General features: G+C 66.2%; 17 protein-coding genes. 5 read left to right on the plus strand and 12 right to left on the minus strand.

Annotated elements, in window-relative coordinates; all coding sequences use genetic code 11:
• Positions 1-179: 179 nt before the first annotated feature.
• Complete coding sequence (locus FSV73_RS05300) at positions 180-1,199, plus strand: quinone-dependent dihydroorotate dehydrogenase (RefSeq protein ID WP_145004958.1); 1,020 nt, start codon at positions 180-182, stop codon at positions 1,197-1,199.
• Between the two features lie 116 nt (positions 1,200-1,315).
• Here FSV73_RS05300 and rmf read toward each other — a convergent pair whose 3' ends face one another.
• On the minus strand, positions 1,316-1,531 hold the full coding sequence (gene rmf, locus FSV73_RS05305) for a ribosome modulation factor (RefSeq protein ID WP_145006186.1): 216 nt from the start codon (positions 1,529-1,531) through the stop codon (positions 1,316-1,318).
• A gap of 317 nt (positions 1,532-1,848) precedes the next feature.
• Here rmf and rlmKL point away from each other — a divergent pair, with 317 nt between their 5' ends.
• Entirely contained in the window at positions 1,849-4,020 is a 2,172-nt protein-coding gene (rlmKL, locus tag FSV73_RS05310; RefSeq protein ID WP_145004962.1) for a bifunctional 23S rRNA (guanine(2069)-N(7))-methyltransferase RlmK/23S rRNA (guanine(2445)-N(2))-methyltransferase RlmL, read from the plus strand.
• A 164-nt stretch (positions 4,021-4,184) separates the two neighbouring features.
• Positions 4,185-5,219, plus strand: a complete 1,035-nt coding sequence (locus FSV73_RS05315) for an acyltransferase family protein (protein ID WP_145004965.1) — start codon at positions 4,185-4,187, stop codon at positions 5,217-5,219.
• On the opposite strand, the gene FSV73_RS05320 is transcribed toward FSV73_RS05315, so the two are convergent.
• Entirely contained in the window at positions 5,213-6,271 is a 1,059-nt protein-coding gene (locus FSV73_RS05320) for an oxidoreductase (protein WP_145004968.1), read from the minus strand. The genes FSV73_RS05315 and FSV73_RS05320 overlap by 7 nt on opposite strands.
• Before the next feature lie 82 nt (positions 6,272-6,353).
• Positions 6,354-6,791 (minus strand): HPF/RaiA family ribosome-associated protein, encoded by a 438-nt coding sequence (locus tag FSV73_RS05325; protein WP_145004972.1) that lies wholly within the window; start codon positions 6,789-6,791, stop codon positions 6,354-6,356.
• 224 nt (positions 6,792-7,015) lie between these two features.
• Here FSV73_RS05325 and FSV73_RS05330 point away from each other — a divergent pair, with 224 nt between their 5' ends.
• Both FSV73_RS05330 and ybaK read left to right on the plus strand, forming a co-directional pair.
• Positions 7,016-8,080 carry a diguanylate cyclase gene (locus tag FSV73_RS05330; protein ID WP_145004975.1) on the plus strand — a complete coding sequence of 355 codons (1,065 nt, stop codon included), beginning with the start codon at positions 7,016-7,018 and terminating at the stop codon, positions 8,078-8,080.
• A complete protein-coding gene (gene ybaK / locus FSV73_RS05335; RefSeq protein WP_145004978.1) occupies positions 8,077-8,547 on the plus strand; it encodes a Cys-tRNA(Pro) deacylase in 471 nt (156 codons plus the stop codon). The genes FSV73_RS05330 and ybaK overlap by 4 nt, the downstream gene beginning before the upstream one ends.
• A gap of 304 nt (positions 8,548-8,851) precedes the next feature.
• Here ybaK and xylB read toward each other — a convergent pair whose 3' ends face one another.
• The 9 genes from xylB to FSV73_RS05380 form a co-directional block, all read right to left on the minus strand.
• Positions 8,852-10,348, minus strand: a complete 1,497-nt coding sequence (gene xylB / locus FSV73_RS05340; RefSeq protein WP_145004982.1) for a xylulokinase — start codon at positions 10,346-10,348, stop codon at positions 8,852-8,854.
• 69 nt (positions 10,349-10,417) lie between these two features.
• The gene (locus FSV73_RS05345) at positions 10,418-11,893 is read right to left on the minus strand and encodes a mannitol dehydrogenase family protein (RefSeq protein ID WP_145004985.1); all 1,476 of its coding nucleotides are present in this window, start codon (positions 11,891-11,893) and stop codon (positions 10,418-10,420) included.
• Between the two features lie 65 nt (positions 11,894-11,958).
• On the minus strand, positions 11,959-13,056 hold the full coding sequence (locus FSV73_RS05350; protein WP_145004988.1) for an ABC transporter ATP-binding protein: 1,098 nt from the start codon (positions 13,054-13,056) through the stop codon (positions 11,959-11,961).
• Between the two features lie 19 nt (positions 13,057-13,075).
• Positions 13,076-13,909, minus strand: coding sequence for a carbohydrate ABC transporter permease (locus FSV73_RS05355; RefSeq protein WP_145004991.1), 834 nt, complete (start codon positions 13,907-13,909; stop codon positions 13,076-13,078).
• Between the two features lie 10 nt (positions 13,910-13,919).
• A complete protein-coding gene (locus FSV73_RS05360) occupies positions 13,920-14,855 on the minus strand; it encodes a carbohydrate ABC transporter permease (protein ID WP_145004994.1) in 936 nt (311 codons plus the stop codon).
• A gap of 120 nt (positions 14,856-14,975) precedes the next feature.
• Entirely contained in the window at positions 14,976-16,247 is a 1,272-nt protein-coding gene (locus FSV73_RS05365; RefSeq protein WP_437179268.1) for an ABC transporter substrate-binding protein, read from the minus strand.
• A 270-nt stretch (positions 16,248-16,517) separates the two neighbouring features.
• A complete protein-coding gene (locus FSV73_RS05370) occupies positions 16,518-16,832 on the minus strand; it encodes a hypothetical protein (protein ID WP_145005000.1) in 315 nt (104 codons plus the stop codon).
• A gap of 142 nt (positions 16,833-16,974) precedes the next feature.
• The gene (locus FSV73_RS05375; RefSeq protein WP_145005003.1) at positions 16,975-17,220 is read right to left on the minus strand and encodes a hypothetical protein; all 246 of its coding nucleotides are present in this window, start codon (positions 17,218-17,220) and stop codon (positions 16,975-16,977) included.
• Positions 17,221-17,378: 158 nt separating this feature from the next.
• The gene (locus FSV73_RS05380) at positions 17,379-17,819 is read right to left on the minus strand and encodes a hypothetical protein (RefSeq protein WP_145005006.1); all 441 of its coding nucleotides are present in this window, start codon (positions 17,817-17,819) and stop codon (positions 17,379-17,381) included.
• Positions 17,820-18,109 lie beyond the last annotated feature (290 nt).

Here is an 18,109-nt window from a genome sequence, read left to right on the forward strand (position 1 = left end):
TCCGGGGCGAATAGGAACGGCGCGACCGATTCTAGCGTGGCAATGACCGCGCTATCGTCAAATGATTCCCCAAAGGCAGGATCTTTCGCACGAGCGACCGGTCGACCTGGGCGGGAGCGACGTATGGCAGCGGGCAAGGCTGTATAATGCGCGCTTTCCGAATCGCCTGTGAGTCCGCCATGTACGACGCGCTCCGTCCTCTGCTGTTCAAGTTGTCTCCAGAGGGGTCCCACGACCTCGCGCTGGATCTGATAGGCGCCGCCGGGCGCCTGGGCCTGACCGGTCTCGGCCGGCAGCCGGGCCGGTTGCCGGTCCAGGTCATGGGGCTGGAGTTTCCCAACCCGGTCGGCCTGGCCGCGGGTCTCGACAAGAATGGCGCCGCCATCGATGGCTTCGGCGGCCTGGGTTTCGGCTTCGTCGAGATCGGCACCGTGACGCCTCGGCCGCAGCCCGGTAATCCCAAACCGCGACTGTTCCGCCTGGAACGGGCCGAGGCCATCATCAACCGCATGGGCTTCAACAACGCCGGCGTGGATGCACTGATCGAGCGGGTCCGGGCGGCGCGCTTCAAGGGTGTACTGGGCATCAACATTGGCAAGAACGCCGATACCCCGGTCGAGCGGGCGGTGGACGACTACCTGATCGGCCTGGACAAGGTCTATGGCCACGCCAGCTACATCACGGTGAACGTCAGCTCGCCCAACACCCCCGGCCTGCGTAGCCTGCAATTCGGCGATGCCCTCAAGAGCCTGCTGGAAGCCCTGCGGCAGCGGCAGGAAGACCTCGCGGTGCAGCATGGGCGCCGGGTCCCCATCGCCATCAAGATCGCGCCGGACATGACCGACGAGGAGATCGTGCTCACCGCCCAGGCGATTCGCGATGCCGGGATGGATGCCATCATCGCCACCAACACCACGCTGGGCCGCGAGGGCGTGGAAAACCTGCCCTATGCCGCGGAAGCGGGCGGCCTGTCCGGTGCGCCGGTCAGGGAAAAAAGCACCCACGTGGTCCGGGTACTGGCGGGTGAACTGGGTGGCCGCCTGCCGATCATCGCCGCGGGCGGGATCCTGTCCGGCGAAGATGCGGCGGAAAAGATCGCCGCGGGCGCCAGCCTGGTGCAGCTCTACAGTGGCTTCATCTATCGCGGGCCGGCATTGATCCGCGAGGCGGTGGATGCCATCGCCGCGGCGCGGCCCTGAGGGGGGGGGCTCGCCAGGAGCCCCCAGGGGAACGGGTCCCCGATCCTGGAAGAGGATCTGACTGGAAAGAAACCAGAACGCTGTGGAAGCCCTGGGCTTCCGCGGGTGAAATCGAATTAGCCTACGGCTTGAAGTTCATTCATGCGTTGAAGACCGGCGGTGCCTACGTAGCCGTCCCATTGATCGCTGCGGCCCTCGCGCCAGCCATTGAGCCAGGCCTGCCGGACGGCGTCCTGGGTGAAGGGACAAAGATCCCGCGACTTGCCCACAATGCCGTGCTGATAACCACGCTGGAAAGCTCGTTCCATTGGATCACGCTTGAGTCTTCTCATAGGGTAGTGCCCTCGTAGGTTGACTTGCAGATTGTCCATGGCCCGTTGCAGGCCTGGATGCCAGAGCCGGCGTCCTGGCATCCGCCCCGCACCTTCGCGCTGCGGGTGGTCAATTACTAACCAATGGGGCTCCGGCTGGGAACGACCTTTTAGCTATAAGCCGTAACCTAATCGAAATGAAACGGCGATAAACCGCCGCTGGAATGCCGTCACTGCGGCTTGTTGAGTCGCAGTCAAACTTTCACGGAAGGGGCTGTCCTTACCGGTCAATCCGACCAAAGGCAGAAAGTTCCTTGCGCTAACCTATGGATTCAACGATGTCCGCGATGCAACAACTCATCCTCACCTGTCCCAAGGGCCTCGAGACCCTGCTGCTGGAAGAGGCCCAGGGCCTCGGCCTGCAGGAAGCCCGCAGCCAGACCGCGGCGGTGCGCGGCGAGGCGAGTCTCGCGGATGCCTACCGCCTGTGCCTTTGGTCACGCCTGGCCAACCGGGTGCTGCTGGTACTGGCCCGCTTCCCGGTGGAAGATCCCCAGGGGCTGTACCTAAGCGTGCATGGCGTGGAGTGGGAAGAGCACCTGGCGCCCACCGGTACCCTCGCCGTGGGTTTCAGCGGCCAGGGCGCCGGCATCGACAACACCCACTTCGGCGCGCTCAAGGTCAAGGACGCCATCGTCGATCGCCTGCGCGAACGGACCGGCCAGCGGCCGACCGTGGACAAGATCGCCCCTGACCTGCGGGTGCATCTGCACCTGGAGCGCGGCCAGGCGATCCTCTCGCTGGACCTTTCCGGGCAGAGCCTGCACCAGCGCGGCTATCGCCTGCAGCAGGGGGCGGCGCCGCTGAAGGAAAACCTCGCGGCCGCGGTGCTGATCCGCGCTGGCTGGCCGGCCCTGGCGGCCGCCGGTGGAGCCCTTGCCGACCCCATGTGCGGGGTGGGGACCTTCCTGGTCGAGGCCGGCCTGATGGCGGCGGACATCGCTCCCAACCTGCGCCGCGAGCGCTGGGGCTTTTCCGGCTGGCTGGGCCATGTGCCCGCGCTCTGGCAGCAGTTGCACCAGGAAGCCGAAGCCCGGGCCGCGGCCGGCCTGGCCGGGACGCCGGCCTGGATCCGCGGCTACGAAGCCGATCCGCGGCTGATCCAGCCGGCGCGCAACAACATCGAGCGGGCCGGGCTGTCCGAATGGATCAAGGTCTACCAGGGTGAGGTCGCCAGCTTCGAGCCGCGCCCGGACAAGGGCCAGACCGGCCTGGTGATCTGCAACCCACCCTATGGCGAGCGCCTGGGCGACGAAGCCAGCCTGCTGTACCTCTACCAGAACCTCGGCGAGCGCCTGCGCCAGGCCTGCCTCGGCTGGCGCGCAGGGGTGTTCACCGGCGCCCCCGAGCTGGGCAAGCGCATGGGCATCCGCAGCCACAAGCAATACGCCTTCTGGAACGGCGCCTTGCCCTGCAAGTTGCTGATGTTCGAGGTGGAGCCGCGGCAGTTCGTCACCGGCAGCCGCAGCGGCGAGCGGCCGGCCACGGCCCAGGCGGCGGAGCCGGCCAAGCTCAGCGAGGGCGGGCAGATGTTCGCCAATCGCCTGCAGAAGAATCTCAAGCAACTCGGCAAGTGGGCGCGCAACCAGGGCGTGCAGTGCTATCGGCTGTATGACGCCGACATGCCCGAATACGCCGTGGCCGTGGACCTCTATGGCGAGCGCGTCCATGTGCAGGAATACGCGCCGCCACGTTCCATCGATCCGGACAAGGCCCAGGCGCGCCTGCTCGACGCCCTGGCGGCCATTCCCCAGGCGCTGGGCATAGATCCATCGCTGGTGGTGGTCAAGCGGCGCGAGCGGCAGAGTGGCACCAAGCAGTACGAACGCCAGGCGGCCCAGGGTGAGTTCCTGCAGGTGGACGAGGCGGGCGCCAAGCTGCTGGTCAACCTGACCGACTACCTGGACACCGGCCTGTTCCTGGATCACCGACCGCTGCGCCTGCGCCTGCGCCAGGAAGCCCAGGGCAAGCGCTTCCTCAACCTGTTCTGCTACACCGGCGCCGCCACGGTGCAGGCGGCGGTGGGTGGGGCGCGCAGCACCACCAGCGTCGATCTCTCGCGGACCTATCTCGACTGGGCGCGGCGCAACCTCGCCCTCAACGGGTTCTCCGAGCGGCATCGCCTGGAGCAGGGCGACGTGCTGCACTGGCTGGAAAACGATCGTGGCGAATACGATCTGATCTTCGTCGATCCGCCGACCTTCTCCAACTCCAAGCGCCTGGAAGGGGTCTTCGACGTCCAGCGTGACCACGTCGGGCTCATCGATTCGGCCATGGCGCACCTGAGTCGCACCGGCGTGCTGTATTTCTCCAACAACTTCCGCAAGTTCGAGCTCGACGAGGGCCTTGGCGAGCGCTACCGCGTCGAGGAGATCACCGCCAGCACCCTGGACCCGGATTTCGCCCGGAATCCCAAGATCCACCGCGCCTGGCGATTCAGCCTGCAGTGACGGTGGCCGGCTGAACTGGCGCTGAACGAGTCCGGCATCGGAGAGCGCAGGGTGTGACCTTGCGCAATCCAGCCTTTTCCCGGCGAGGTCCGACCTGCCCGTGCCGTCCACAATGACGGCGCGGCGCTGGGTCGTACCCGGCGGGAGGAGGAAAAGGTTCGACAATGCTGGTTTCACTGCAGGCTCTCAGGGCCCTGGCCGCCTGGCTGGTGGTCTTCCATCACTTCATGCAGGTGTTCTTCGATTTCCACGCCGACAGCCTCGGCGGGCATCTGCTGGCCACGCGCGGGCAGGTCGGGGTCGATATCTTCTTCGTGCTCAGCGGCTTCGTGATCTACCTGTCCACCGCGGGACGATCGCTCAAGCGCAGCACCTTCCTCTGGCATCGCATCGCCCGCATCGTCCCGGCCTACTGGCTGTATACGGCGGTGACGGCGTTGATCCTCTATCTGGCCAGCGACGTGATGCCGATCTACGGCGTTGCGGCGCGCGAGCTGCTGCTCTCGCTGTTCTTTATCCCCAGCGAGAATCCAGCCGGCTTCGGGCACTATCCGATCCTGCCGGTGGGCTGGACCCTCAACTTCGAGATGCTGTTCTACCTGCTCTTCGCGCTGTCCTTCGGCGTGGCCGAGCGCTGGCGCATCGGGATGGTCAGCCTGCTGGTGATCCTGGTCAGCCTGGTGCTGACCCGCGAGGCCTTCGTCAGCAACTTCTATCGCAATCCGATCATCTTCGAGTTCCTGCTCGGCGTGACCCTGGCGGCGCTCCATCGGCGTGGCGCCTTGCGTGCCCCCCAACCGCTGGCGCTAGCGGCTGCCCTGGCGGCCCTGGCCTGCCTGGTGGCCTTTCCGGCGGATCATCCCTATCGCCTGCTGACCTGGGGGGTGCCCAGCGCGGTACTGGTCGGTGCCTGCGTGATTCTCGAGCCCTGGTTCGCCGGCTCGCGGCTATGCCAGGCGCTGGGCGACTGGTCCTACTCGGTCTATCTGGTGCACGTCATCGTGCTCTGGCTGGGCGACTACTGGCTGCACCAGCAGTGGGGCCTGACGCCCTACCAGACCCTGGCGATCTGCCTGCCGGTGATCCTGCTGGTGGCCTGGGCCAGCTACGAATGGATCGAGCGGCGCCTGTCGCGCACCCTGCGCCAGTTCGGCGAACGCCTGCTACGCCGGCGTTCGTCCTGGGCGACCGGTCAGTAGGCGTCGCGCTCGGCGGCGGTGAGCTCAGGCACCAGGGCGCGGCCTTCCACGGCCGAGCGCTGCGCCGTTTCCAGCAACGCCATGAGCGCGCAGGCCTGGGCCGGCGGGACCGGATTGGCGGCATGGCCGGCGAGGGCTTCGACCAGTGCGAGGTAGTAGCGGCGCTGATCGCCCGCGGGGGTAGGCAGCGCCTGGCGCTCGCCGCTGCCGTCGATGAACCAGCCAGGGTCCGGATCGGCGCCCCACTCGGGACCGCCCGGACGCTGTCCCGCCTTGAGCGCATCCTCCTGGCGATCCGCGCCCAGCTTGATCCAGCTGCCAGCCGTCCCCTGGGCGAGGAAGCGTGGTACGCCACCGGCGGCCAGCATGCCGGCTCTCAGGGTGACCTGGCGGGCGCCGTAATCGAGCTGCACCTGGAACCAGTCGTCGGTAAGGGCGCCAGGTCGTTGCCGCACCAGGCTCGCCTGCAGCCGCTGCGGCAGGCCGAACAGGCAGAGGGCCTGGTCCAGCAGATGGGGGCCGAGGTCGAACCAGAGGCCGCTGCCCGGCAGGTCCGCCTCGCGCCAGCGCTCCCGCACCTGGGGGCGGAAGCGTTCGATGCGCGATTCCAGGCTGGTGAGTTCACCCAGGACGCCACGGGCGAGGACGTCCTGCAACCCGAGGAAGTCGCTGTCCCAGCGGCGATTCTGGAACACCGACAGCAGGCGACCGGCCTGAGCGGCTTCCTGGGCCAGTCGCCGGGCTTCGGCGAGGGTCACGGTGAAGGGCTTGTCGACCACCACGTGCTTGCCGGCGGCCAGGGCGGCGCTGGCGAGCGGGGCATGGGTCTGGTTGGGCGAGGCGATGACCACCAGGTCGATGGCCGGATCGCGAACGGCGGCCGAATAGTCCGCGGTGACCCTTGCCCCGGGCAGGTCGGCATGGACGCGGGCGGCATCCCGCGAGGCGACCAGCTCCAGGGACAGACCGGGGATCGAGCGCAGCAGGGGGGCATGGAAGGTCTGGCCGACGAAGCCATAGCCGACCAGGGCGACACGTACAGGGGAGGGCATGCAGTCATCCTTTTGCCAGCACTGAAAACACCGGGGCCGCTCCCTGAGCGGCCCCGGTGCAAAACCCAAGCTTAGCGCAGCCTTACTTCAGCTGATGCTCCTGAGCTAGTTGCTCGCGCTCGAGGAATTCGTCCTGGCGCAGCGAATCCTTGAATTCTTCCGAGTCTTCCAGGGCGATGGGATCGTTGAGTTCGCCGCCGGACAGCCGCTTTTTCTCCAGTTTGCCGGACAGGTTGCCGATGGCCCGCGCCAGCTTGTCGGCGGCGCCGTCCACCGCCAGGTCGAGCGAATCGGCCTTGTGCGTCACCGACAGGGGTTGGTGGCCCTTGATGCGTGCCTCCATCTGGCAGCGCTTGTCCTGCGCGCCCGACTTGCCGGCGTTTTCGTCGTTCAGGTGTACCTCGACCCGGGTCAGGAGTTCGTCGAAGCGCTCCAGGCGGTCTTCCACCACGGATGCCACCCAATTTTGCAGACCGGCACTGCCTTCTATGTTGTGATCACTATTGACTTGGACTTGCATGCGGCTTCCTCTTTTTGACGGGCCTACCCATTGGATGAGGCCGGTCACGCCGAGGTTCAAGGCTGTTCGTCTGCCCGGCGTGTCACCCGATGTTTCGATCTGGCAGTGTCTAGGCACGTCGTCTCGAGCGGAAAAACGACGCTCAGGTCGCAGGTCGCTGGCGTTTTGCCCTTATCCACTGATAATGCGCGACCTTCCATCGTCCGTCGCAGTGGGGATCGTCAATGCCAGATGTGCTCACGCGTGGTCGCAGCTTCGCCCGGCGCCTCTGGCTGCCTCGGGCGGTCGGTCTGTTGCTCAGTCTGAGCTGCATCGTCTCGGTCCAGATCACCCAGCCGGTGTCCATCGGCCTCTGGGTCCTGCTGCTGGCCAATGCGCTGCTCTGGTCGCCGCTGGCCTATGTGCGGGCGGTCCGCGCCCAGAACCCCTATCGCACCGAATTGAGCAATCTGTTGCTGGACTGCGCGTCGGCGGGCTTCTGGACGGCGAGCATGGGCTTCAATCTGCTGCCCAGCGCGACCCTGCTCGCCATGACCGGCCTGAACATGCTGGGCGCGGGCGGTCTGCCGTTCTGGCGGCGCGGGCTCCTGGCCCAGCTGGGCGGCATGCTCGTCGGACTGGTGGTGCTGCGTCACCCGGTTGCCCTGGAGACCTCCACCGCGCAGATCTATGCCTGCCTGCCGATGATCGTCGGCTATCCCTGGGCCCTGGGCCTGGTGAGCTTTCGCCTGGCGCAGCAGCTGTCGCGGCGCAAGCAGGAGCTGGAGCTGATCAGCAAGCAGGACGGCATGACCGGCCTGCACAACCGCACGCACTGGGACCAGCTGCTGCAGCGTGAATTCGCCCGCTGCAAGCGCAGTGGTGCCGCCGCCACCCTGGTGATGATCGACCTGGACAACTTCAAGCTGGTCAACGACCGCTTCGGCCATCAGGCTGGCGACGAGATGCTCCGCCAATTCTCCGCGCTGTTGGCCCGGACCATCCGCACCAGTGATCTTGCCGGTCGTTTCGGCGGTGACGAATTCGGTATCCTCTTGCCCGATACCTCGCCCGATCAGGCCATCGAGCTGATACGTCGTCTGCAGGAGCGCCTGCACGGGATGCAGTCGGGTGGCCCCGGTGAGCGCCAGAACGTCCGCGTCGGCATGAGTTGCGGCATCGCCGGTTTCGACCGGGCCTACGATGACGTCGCCCACTGGCTGCAGGCAGCCGACTTCGCCCTGTACCGGGCCAAGGCCCAGGGTCGCGGTCGGGCGGAGGTGGCCGATCCCCAAGGAGTGCTGGCATGACCCCGGCGATAGAATTGCTCAAGAAGAGCCAGGTGCCCCACGAGGTGCTGAGCTACCACCATGATCCCAAGGCCGCGTCCTACGGCCTGGAAGCCGCCGAAAAGCTCGGCCTGGCGCCGGCAACGGTGTTCAAGACCCTGCTGGCGGCGAGCGAGAAGCAGGAGTTGCTGGTGGCCATCGTGCCGGTCGCCGGTACCCTGGATCTCAAGGCCCTGGCCCAGGCCGCCGGGGTCAAGAAGCTGGAAATGGCCAAGCCCGACCAGGCCCAGCGCAGCACCGGCTACCTGGTGGGTGGCATCAGTCCGCTGGGGCAGAAGAAGCGGCTGCGGACCTTCATCGACGAATCCGCGGCGGCGCTGGCCTGTATCCACGTCAGCGCGGGTCGCCGGGGTTTGGAAGTCGCCCTGGCACCTGCCGATCTCGCCCGTTTGCTGGAAGCGCCTTTCGTACCGATCGGCAAGGCTTGAGCGCCTGTCTATCAGGTAGCGTGGAAAACCGCGTAGCGTTTTCCACGCGCGATCAGGCTGGTGGTGGACAAGGCTACGCCGTTGTCCACTCTACGACTGAGCCCAATGGGCAGGTCGTGCCTGAAGATGTTGGGCTTCGCTACGCTCAACCCAACCTACACTTGCCTGCAGGCACCTGCAGTGGCGTAGGTTGGCGCTGAGCGCAGCGAAGCCCAACGAGTTGGCGGCCTGGCTGTGTTTGTTGGGCTTCGCTGCGCTCAGCCCAACCTAAGTAGGGTCTTGCGGTAGGGGCACTGCCTATCCGCTAGGCGATCCCGTAGCTCTCGCGCAGCTGCTGCCGATAGCGCTGGTAGGCCGCTTCGTACTCGGCGACCCGCGCGGGATCCGGTTCGGCACGGCTGGCCGGGTCCAGGTGCACGCAGCGTTCGGTGAGGCTGTCCAGCGACTCGGGGCGGCCCTGTTCGCGACTCCAGCACCAGGCGGCCTGCAGGGCGCCGCCCAGGGCCGCGGCTTCGCCATGCACCGGGCAGACCACCGGGGTGTTCATCAGATCGGCGATCAGCTGGCGCCACACCGGGCTCTTGGCGCCGCCGCCGATCAGTCTCAGGGTGTCGCCGGGCATGCCCAGCTCGCGCAGCAGGTCGAAGCCGTATCTCAGGGCGAAGCTCACCCCCTCGACCACCGCCCGGCAGAGGTTGGCACGGGTCAGGTTGGTGGCGGTCAGGCCGTGCAGGCTGGCGGTGGCGCTCGGCAATGCCGGTACCCGTTCGCCATTGAGAAAGGGCAGCATCAGCACGCCCTCGGCGCCGACCGGCGACTGCGCCACCAGGCGGGTGAATTCGGCGAGGTCCAGGCCGAGCAGCTCGCGGATCTGGCCACTGGCATTGGTCAGGTTCATGGTACAGATCAGCGGCAGCCAGCCGCCGTTGGACGAGCAGAAGCCGGCCACGGCGGGATGTTTGCTGATGCGGGGTTCGTCGGAATAGCCGTAGAGGGTGCCCGAGGTACCCAGGCTCAGGGTGATCTGGCCGGCGCGGCTGTTGCCGGTGCCCAGGGCGCCCATCATGTTGTCGCCGCCACCACTGGAGACCAGCGCCTGGGGATTGATGCCCAGTTGGTCAGCGATCTCCGGGCGCAGCCGACCGACCGGCTGGTCGGCCTCGATCAGCTCGGGCAGGGCCCGCTCCAGGCGCCCGCTGGGGTCGATGTGGCGCAGCAGTTCCAGGTCGTATTGGCGCGTCCGCACATTGAAGTAGCCGGTGCCCGAGGCATCGCCATACTCGGCCACGGCGCGCCCGGTCAGCCAGAAGTTGAGATAGTCATGAGGCAGCAGGACTTGGGCGATGCGGGCGAACACCTCGGGGTGCTGCTCCTTGGTCCACAGCAGCTTGGAGACGGTGTAGCCCGGGGCGATGGCCAGGCCCAGGCGGGCGAGGGAACCCTCGACGCCGCCCAGGTGGTCCAGCAACCGCTGATTCTCGGGGGTGGATTCGGTGTCGCACCAGAGCTTGGCCGGACGCAGTACCTGGCCCTCTGCATCGAGCAGCACCAAGCCGTGCTGCTGGCCGGAAACGCCGACGCCGAGGATGTCCTGACCGTCGCTGCCGGCCTGCGCCAGGGCGGCACGGGTGGCGCTGACCAGGGCGGTGATCCAGTCGGCCGGCGCCTGCTCGCGGCGGCCGTTGGCGCCTTCGGTCAGCCGGTGGGGCGCGCTGCCCTCACCGAGTACGGTACCGCGTTCGGCATCCAGGACCACCACCTTGGTGCCCTGGGTACCGCAATCTATCCCGAGAAATCTCATGCCTGGCCGCTCCTTATTGTTGTTGGGCTCGTCGGAAAAGTCGCCGCTGCGGGCAGTTTCGGACGCAGCCTAGTCGCCGAGCAGGGTCTGCAGCGTCGCGCTGACCCCATGGGTACGCAAGTTGTACAGCTGCCGCTCGAAGGCGGCAACGAAGGCGGCGGATTTCGGGATGTGTTTACCGAAGATTTCCTCGGCACCCAGCAGGCGCTCGGTGAGGTTCTTCTGATCCTGCACCAGCTCCTCGCAATAGTTGGCGCGCGGATCGGGGATGCGGTAGGTCGCCCCGGTCTCGTCCACGCCACGCAGGTAGACCGCCCAGGCTGCCACCACCAGGGCCGCGCGGTCCAGTTCCTTGCCGTCCTCGATCAGGCGATTGATGGTCGGCACGGTGAACTTGGGAAACTTCGAGGAGCCGTCGGAACAGACCCGCTCCAGCTGGTCGGCGATGGCGCGGTTGGAGAAGCGCTCGATCAGGGTGTCCTTGTACTGCGCGAGGTCGATGCCGGGCACCGGAGCCAGTTGCGGGGTCACGTCTTCGTCCATGTAGGTGCGGATGTAGCGCACGAACAGCGGGTCGGCCATGGTCTCGTGAACGAAGCGGTAGCCCTTGAGGAAACCCAGGTAGGTGAGGGCCAGGTGGCTGCCGTTGAGCAGCTTGATCTTCATCTCTTCATAGGGGGTGACGTCATCGGTGAACTGCACGCCGACGTCTTCCCAGGCCGGACGGCCGGCGACGAACTTGTCTTCCAGGACCCACTGCAGGAAGGGCTCGCAGACCACCGGCCAGGCGTCCTCGACCCCATGCTCGGCCAGCAGCGCCTGGCGGTGGGCCGTGCTGGTCATGGGGGTGATGCGGTCGACCATGGCATTGGGGAAGCTGACCTGCTCGGCGATCCAGCCGTGCAGCTCTTCGTCCACCAGGGCGGCATAGGCCAGCAGCGCTTTGCGGGTGACCTGGCCATTGTGCGGAAGGTTGTCGCAGGACATCACGGTGAAGGGCCCGGTGCCCGCGGCGCGGCGCTTGGCCAGGGCCGCCAGCAGGAAGCCGAAGACGCTGCGCGGATCACCGGGATGCTGCAGGTCATGCTGGATCAGCGGCAGCTTGAAGTTGAACTCGCCGGTGCTGTCGTCCATGCAGTAGCCGCCCTCGGTGATGGTGAGGGAGACGATGCGGGTGCTGGGATGGGCCAGCTTGTCGATCAGCGCCTGGGTACCGTCCTCGGCCAGCAGCATGCCGCTGATGGCGCCGACCACGCGGACCTCGGTATCCGGCTCGTCGGCCAGCACCACCTGGGTGTAGAGATAGTCCTGGCCGGCCAGGGCATCACGCATGGCGCGGTCTTCGGTGCGCAGGCCGACGCCGCAGATGCTCCAGTCCAGGTCGCGACCCTGGTTGAGCAGGGCCTCGGTGTAGATGGCCTGGTGCGCGCGATGGAAGCCACCGACGCCGATGTGGACGATCCCCTGGCGCAGCTCGCAGGCGGCGTAGGTGGGCTTGGCGATGTAGTCGGGGAGTTGGGCGAGATGCTGACGATTCAGTTTCATGACGAGGTCCTGGCAGGCGGCGCCCCTGCGCGGGCGAGGGCGCAGGGACGCGGATAAGGGGTTGATCAGGCGGCTTGGCGCAGCAGTGGGGCGACGGCACGGCCCTGTTCATCGAACAGGTGGCAGAACTCCACATCCAGCGCCAGGCGCTGGCGTTCGCCGTAGGCCACGGCGCAGTCGCCGGGTACCCGGACGGTCAGGGCTTCCTCGGCCTCGGTCACCATGTGGCAATAGGTATCGCTGCCCAGGCGCTCGGCTACGTCGGTGATCACCGGCAGTTGGCCATCGGCGGCCAGGCGCAGGTGCTCCGGACGGATACCCAGGGTCACCGGACTGCCGACCGCCAGGCCATCGCCCCGGCGCGGCAGGCGCAGGCGCGGACCGGCGTCCAGCGCCACCTCGACGCCCTGGGCGTCGGTGGCCACCACTTTGCCCTTGAGGAAGGCCATCTTCGGCGTACCGAGGAAGCCGGCGACGAAGAGGTTGGCCGGGTGGTGATAGAGCTCCAGCGGCGAGCCGACCTGCTCGATGCGGCCGCCGTTGAGCACCACCACCTTGGTCGCCAAAGTCATGGCTTCCACCTGGTCGTGGGTGACGTAGATCATGGTCGCCTGCAGTTCCTGGTGCAGCCGCGCCAGTTCCAGGCGCATCTGCACGCGCAGGGCGGCGTCCAGATTGGACAGGGGTTCGTCGAACAGGAAGATCTTCGGCTGGCGGACGATGGCGCGGCCGATGGCCACCCGCTGGCGCTGGCCACCGGAGAGCTGGCGCGGCTTGCGCTCCAGCAGCGGCGTCAGTTCCAGGATGCGCGCGGCATCGCTGACCTTGCGCTCCACCTCCTGCTTGTCGACCTTGGCCAGGTCGAGGGCGAAGGACAGGTTCTTGCGCACGCTCATGTGCGGATAGAGGGCGTAGGTCTGGAACACCATGGCCAGGTCGCGCTTGGCCGGCGACACCTCGGTGATGTCGCGACCGTCCAGCTCCAGGGTGCCACTGCTGACCTCCTCGAGGCCGGCGATGAGGCGCAGCAAGGTCGACTTGCCGCAGCCGGAGGGGCCGACGAAGACCACGAATTCGCGGTCGTTGATGTCGAGGTCGACGCCCTTGATGATTTCCAGCGAGTCGAAGCCCTTGCGCAGGCTGCGGATTTTCAGATTGGCCATGACAGGAATCCTCTTGTTCTTATTTCACCGCGCCGAACGACAGGCCGCGGACGAGTTGTTTCTGGCTGATCCAGCCAAAGATCAGGATGGGGGCGCAGGCCAGGGTCGACACCGCCGACAGCTTGGCCCAGAACAGGCCCTGGGGGCTGGAGTAGGAGGCGATCAGCGCGGTCAGGGGGGCAGCGTTGGAGGAGGTCAGGTTGAGTGACCAGAAGGCCTCGTTCCAGCACAGGATCAGCGACAGCAGCATGGTCGAGGCGATGCCGCCCTTGCTGATCGGCAGCAGCACCCGGACGATTTCCTGGTAGGTGGTGGCGCCATCCAGGCGCGCCGCCTCGAGGATGTCCTTGGGGATGTCCTTGAAGTAGGTGTAGACCATCCAGACCACGATCGGCAGGTTGATCAGGGTGTAGACGGCGATCAGCAGCAGCCGGCTGTCGAGCAGCTCGAACTGCTTGGCCAGCAGGTAGATGGGCACCAGCACCCCGACCGCCGGGAGCATCTTGGTGGAGAGCATCCATAGCAGCAGACGCTGGGTGTTGCGGGTCTCGTGGAAGGCCATGGAGTAGGCCGCCGGCAGGGCCAGCAACAGGCTGAGCAAGGTGGCGCCGAAGGAGATCACCACCGAGTTCAGGGCGAAGTGGAAGTAGTCGCTGCGCGCCTGGATGGTCAGGTAGTTCTCCAGCGTGGGCAGGAAGAAGAACTGCGGCGGGGTAGCGAAGGCGTCGATCTCAGTCTTGAAGCTGGTCAGCACCATCCAGAAGATCGGGAAGAACAGCAGCAGCGCCACCAGCCAGGCGAGCAGGCCCAGCAGCAGGCTCTGCAGGCGCCGGGATTGCTTGAGCGTCAGCATGTCGGGGTCCTCACTGTTGGGTCAGGTTCTTGCCGAGCATCCGCACCAGGATGATGGCGGCGATGTTGGCGATGAGCACGGCGATCAGGCCGCCAGCGGAGGCCAGGCCCACGTCGAATTGCAGCAGCGCCTGGTTGTAGATCAGGTAGGCCAGGTTGGTGGAGGCGAAGCCCGGGCCGCCGCTGGTGGTGGTATAGATCTCGGCGAACACCGAGAGCAGGAAGATGGTCTCGATCATCACCACCACGGCGATCGGCCGGGCAAGGTGCGGCAGGGTCAGGTGCCAGAAGATGGCCACCGGGCCGGCGCCATCGAGGCGGGCGGCTTCCTTCTGCTCCTGGTCGAGCGACTGCATGGCGGTCATCAGGATGAGGATGGCGAAGGGCAGCCACTGCCAGGAGACGATCAGGATGATCGACAGCAGTGGATGGGTGGCCAGCCAGTCCACCGGGGTGGCGCCGAACAGCTTCCAGACCGCGGCGAGGATGCCGGAGACCGGATGGAAGATCAGGTTTTTCCAGATCAGGGCGCTGACCGTGGGCATGATGAAGAACGGCGAGATCAGCAGCACCCGCACGATACCGCGACCGAAGAATTCGCTGGCCTCCAGCAGCGCCGAGATCAGCACGCCGAAGACCACGCTGATCAGCAGCACGCTGCCCACCAGCAGCAGGGTGTTGGTCATGCCGGGCCAGAAGCCGGCATCGGTGATGAAGTACTCGAAGTTCTCCAGGCCGACGAAGGCGTGCTCGCCTGGGTACAGCAGGTTGTAGCGGATCAGCGAGAACCAGATGGTCATGCCCAGGGGCACCAGCATCCATACCAGCAGCAGGGCCACCGACGGACTGATCAGGAACCAGCCGGGACCGGCGCGCCGACGGGGGCGACGGGCAGGAGCGGCGGCGGGGGTATCGACGGCGGGCGTCTTGAGCGTGGAAGTCTGCATGGCGATGCTCCGCAAGGCAGGAGGCCGTGACGAGGCACTGGCGTCTCGCGACGCCAGCGACGGGTCAGGCAGGAAACCGCGAGGGCGGGATCCGCGTGGCGCGGACCCCGCTACCTGGCGCTACTTGGGATAACCGGCGCGCTTCATTTCCCGGGCGGTGGACTGCTGCGCCGCCTGCAGGGCCTGCTGGACCGGCATCTGCCCGGTGAGGGCGGCGGCGAACAGCTTGCCGACCGAGGTGCCGATGGCCTGGAACTCGGGAATGGTCACGTACTGGATGCCGACGTAGGGCACCGGCTTGGCCGAGGGATGGGCCGGGTCGGCGTGCTGCAGCATCTCCAGGGAGACCTTGGCGAAGGGCGCCGCGTCCATGTAGGCCTGGCTGTAGGTGGACTTGCGGGTACCCGGCGGCACGTTGGCGATGCCGTCCTTGTCCGCGACCAGCTTGGCGTAGTCCTTGGAGGTGGCCCAGGTCACGAAGGTCTTGGCCGCGTCCTTGTGCTTGGAGGTGGCCGGGATGCCCAGCGACCAGGCGTACAGCCAGGACGAGCCCTTGTCGGTGACCTCATGGGGCGAGCCGGCGAAGCCGACGCTGTCGGCCACCTTGCTCTGGCTCTTGTCCATGGTGAAAGAGCCGGCGACGCTGGCATCGACCCAGATGGCGCACTTGCCGCTGTTGAATAGCGCCAGGTTCTCGTTGAAGCCGTTGCTGGAGGCGCCGGGCGGGCCGTACTTCTTCAGGTTGTCGACATAGTAGTTGGCCGCCGCGGTCCATTCCGGACCGGTGAATTCCGGCTGCCACTTCTCGTCGAACCAGCGCGCGCCGAAGGCGTTGGCCATGGTGGTGACCAGGGCCATGTTCTCGCCCCAGCCAGCCTTGCCCCTCAGGCAGAGACCGTACTGGTCCTTGTCGGGCTGGTTCAGCTTGCCGGCGAATTCGGCGATCTGCGTCCAGGTCGGCTGGGCGGGCATGGTCAGGCCGGCCTGCTGGAACAGATCCTTGCGGTAATAGGTGATGGAGCTTTCGGCATAGAACGGCAGGGCGTAGAGGGTGCCCTTGACCGACAGGCCCTCGCGTACCGACGGGAAGAGGTCTTCCAGATCGTAGTTGGCGGGCAGGTCCTTCATCGGCTCCAGCCAGTTCTGGGCGCCCCAGAGGCCGGTCTCGTACATGCCGATGGTCAGGACGTCGAACTGGCCACCCTGGGTGGCGATGTCAGTGGTCAGGCGCTGACGCAGCACGTTCTCCTCGAGCACCACCCAGTTGAGCTTGATGTCGGGATGCTGGTCTTCGAAGGCCTTGGACAGCCGCTGCATGCGGATCATGTCGCTGTTGTTGACGGTGGCGATGGTGACGGTTTCGGCCGCCTGGACGGCCAGCGCGAACGCCATGCCGGCGGAGAGGGTGACAGCGGACAATAAAAGCGCTTTTGGTGTTGTTTTCATCTTGCACTCCGCGTCCTGTGCCACGGCAACAGACGCTTTTTCTTGTTGTTGTAACCCACCACACAGCCGGCTATGACGGCCCTTTGTAGCGGAAGCCACGGATGGATTACAGCCCGTTGCCGGTTCGGAAACAAATGCTGGAAGACACCAAAATCAATACTTTTTTGCACCTCGGTCCAGGTCGGATTTCGGCCTGGACCTACCGCGAGGGGCTGCTCAGAGGCTTTCCGCCTTGACCTTGGTGATGCCGTCTTCGCGGTACAGGCGCAAGGTTCCCGGAGTGGATTCGATCACCCGTTCGTTCTCGATCAGAAAGGAGTAGACCGGCGTGGCGCTGCCCGGTGCACGGAGATTGCGGTACTCGTAGACCACCAGTTGGCCGAGCTGGTCGACCCGTTGCGGGGAGCCGAAGCTCTGCTTGAGCTGCTCCTGGGTATGGCCACCGAATTGGGTTGGATCGGCCGGCGGCGAGGGCGGTGCCGAGCTGCACGCTGATAGCGCGGCAAACAGGAGAAAGGTCAGGCGTTTCATGGCAGCTCCGCGTGCTCTTGGAAAGGGCAGACGAATGACCTGCCCGTAGAACCAGACGGACCCGTAAAAAGGCGATTCATTCCATCTATGATGTCAAAAAGGCAGACGGATACCCGCCATCCGTCGGCATCCCGGTGAGGCCTCAAAACACCCAACGTTGCTCGGGGGCCAGGGCCTGATGCGCGTTCAGCCAGCGGCTGCGGTTGACCCGTTGGCGGTCGTCCTGATTGCGGAGGTCTGTCGTGGCGGCGGCAGCCTTGGCGGCTGGCGCCGGTACTCGCAACCTGAGGTCCGCGAGCTCGAGCGGGGGTACGGCGGGGAGGGCGGCGGCTTCGGCCTGGAAGGCGGCGAAAAGCGCGATGACACTGGCCAGAATACGAATTCCCATTCCTTGGGTCTCCTGGTAGATCCGAAGGGCGAATCTACCACTGCCGGGCCTGTCCGGTTCCCCAGTCGCCAGTCATTAATGTGCAACTGTGATCTCGTTCGCCTTGCTTATCGCCAGCGAGTCACAACGCTGGCGATCCTGTTCCATCAGGCAGGAGATCAGGCCACCGGCGCGGCGACGCCGTGCTTGGCGGCCAGGTAGCCGAACAGGGCAGGACAGTCCGACACCAGGCTCACCAGGGTCTGACCGGCCGCCGTCTCCTGGCGCAGCAGTACCTTCTCCTGGCGGGCATTCAGGTAGAGGGTGTACTCGGGCGTACTGGACTGGGCGACGAATCCCTCGCCCATCAAGGCGCTGCCCAGCGCCATGCGCTGCGGCATGGCGCAGAGGCTCTGCCACTGGAAGGCACGGATGCCGAGGTTCTCCAGGCTTTCGGCCACCGGGCAGTCGATGACCAGGGGAGGATGGTCGAACAGCGGGAATTCCGTCGACAGGAGTTCCAGGTGGCGCTCCAGGCCTTCGAAATGCCGTTTGGGGATCAGGCGACGCAGCTGTTGCAGCTGGTCATTGCCGGAGAATGGCGAAGTGTGTGCGGTCATGGCGTCCTCCCGGTACAACGAGCACTCGATTGTTCTGACCGGCTGCCAGCGGATTTGGTGCGGTCCGCCGGGGCAATTAACCGTATCGACTACCCTTGGCCGACAGGCTGCAGCAAGGAGATGACAGCCCAGTGAAGGCTGCCTGCCCCGCCGACCTGCGGTCGGGCCCCTGGAGTCCTCCTCGGTGCCTGCTGCGCCGCTGGGGTGCCCTGCCCCGAGGCAGGCCGGGAGGGCTACCAGGTATTCTTTTTCCGCGGCCGAGCTGGCACCCTGGCGCCCTTACGTCAGCA

It is taken from the genome of Pseudomonas oryzihabitans, from assembly GCF_007665395.1.
GTDB lineage: Bacteria > Pseudomonadota > Gammaproteobacteria > Pseudomonadales > Pseudomonadaceae > Chryseomonas > Chryseomonas psychrotolerans_C.

Excerpts from the sequence above, each read along its gene's own strand:
- FSV73_RS05300 (WP_145004958.1), top strand. The coding sequence starts at position 180 with ATGTACGACGCGCTCCGTCCTCTGCTGTTCAAGTTGTCTCCAGAGGGG.
- rmf (WP_145006186.1), bottom strand. The coding sequence starts at position 1,531 with ATGAGAAGACTCAAGCGTGATCCAATGGAACGAGCTTTCCAGCGTGGT.
- rlmKL (WP_145004962.1), top strand. The coding sequence starts at position 1,849 with ATGTCCGCGATGCAACAACTCATCCTCACCTGTCCCAAGGGCCTCGAG.
- FSV73_RS05315 (WP_145004965.1), top strand. The coding sequence starts at position 4,185 with ATGCTGGTTTCACTGCAGGCTCTCAGGGCCCTGGCCGCCTGGCTGGTG.
- FSV73_RS05320 (WP_145004968.1), bottom strand. The coding sequence starts at position 6,271 with ATGCCCTCCCCTGTACGTGTCGCCCTGGTCGGCTATGGCTTCGTCGGC.
- FSV73_RS05325 (WP_145004972.1), bottom strand. The coding sequence starts at position 6,791 with ATGCAAGTCCAAGTCAATAGTGATCACAACATAGAAGGCAGTGCCGGT.
- FSV73_RS05330 (WP_145004975.1), top strand. The coding sequence starts at position 7,016 with ATGCCAGATGTGCTCACGCGTGGTCGCAGCTTCGCCCGGCGCCTCTGG.
- ybaK (WP_145004978.1), top strand. The coding sequence starts at position 8,077 with ATGACCCCGGCGATAGAATTGCTCAAGAAGAGCCAGGTGCCCCACGAG.
- xylB (WP_145004982.1), bottom strand. The coding sequence starts at position 10,348 with ATGAGATTTCTCGGGATAGATTGCGGTACCCAGGGCACCAAGGTGGTG.
- FSV73_RS05345 (WP_145004985.1), bottom strand. The coding sequence starts at position 11,893 with ATGAAACTGAATCGTCAGCATCTCGCCCAACTCCCCGACTACATCGCC.
- FSV73_RS05350 (WP_145004988.1), bottom strand. The coding sequence starts at position 13,056 with ATGGCCAATCTGAAAATCCGCAGCCTGCGCAAGGGCTTCGACTCGCTG.
- FSV73_RS05355 (WP_145004991.1), bottom strand. The coding sequence starts at position 13,909 with ATGCTGACGCTCAAGCAATCCCGGCGCCTGCAGAGCCTGCTGCTGGGC.
- FSV73_RS05360 (WP_145004994.1), bottom strand. The coding sequence starts at position 14,855 with ATGCAGACTTCCACGCTCAAGACGCCCGCCGTCGATACCCCCGCCGCC.
- FSV73_RS05365 (WP_437179268.1), bottom strand. The coding sequence starts at position 16,247 with ATGGCGTTCGCGCTGGCCGTCCAGGCGGCCGAAACCGTCACCATCGCC.
- FSV73_RS05370 (WP_145005000.1), bottom strand. The coding sequence starts at position 16,832 with ATGAAACGCCTGACCTTTCTCCTGTTTGCCGCGCTATCAGCGTGCAGC.
- FSV73_RS05375 (WP_145005003.1), bottom strand. The coding sequence starts at position 17,220 with ATGGGAATTCGTATTCTGGCCAGTGTCATCGCGCTTTTCGCCGCCTTC.
- FSV73_RS05380 (WP_145005006.1), bottom strand. The coding sequence starts at position 17,819 with ATGACCGCACACACTTCGCCATTCTCCGGCAATGACCAGCTGCAACAG.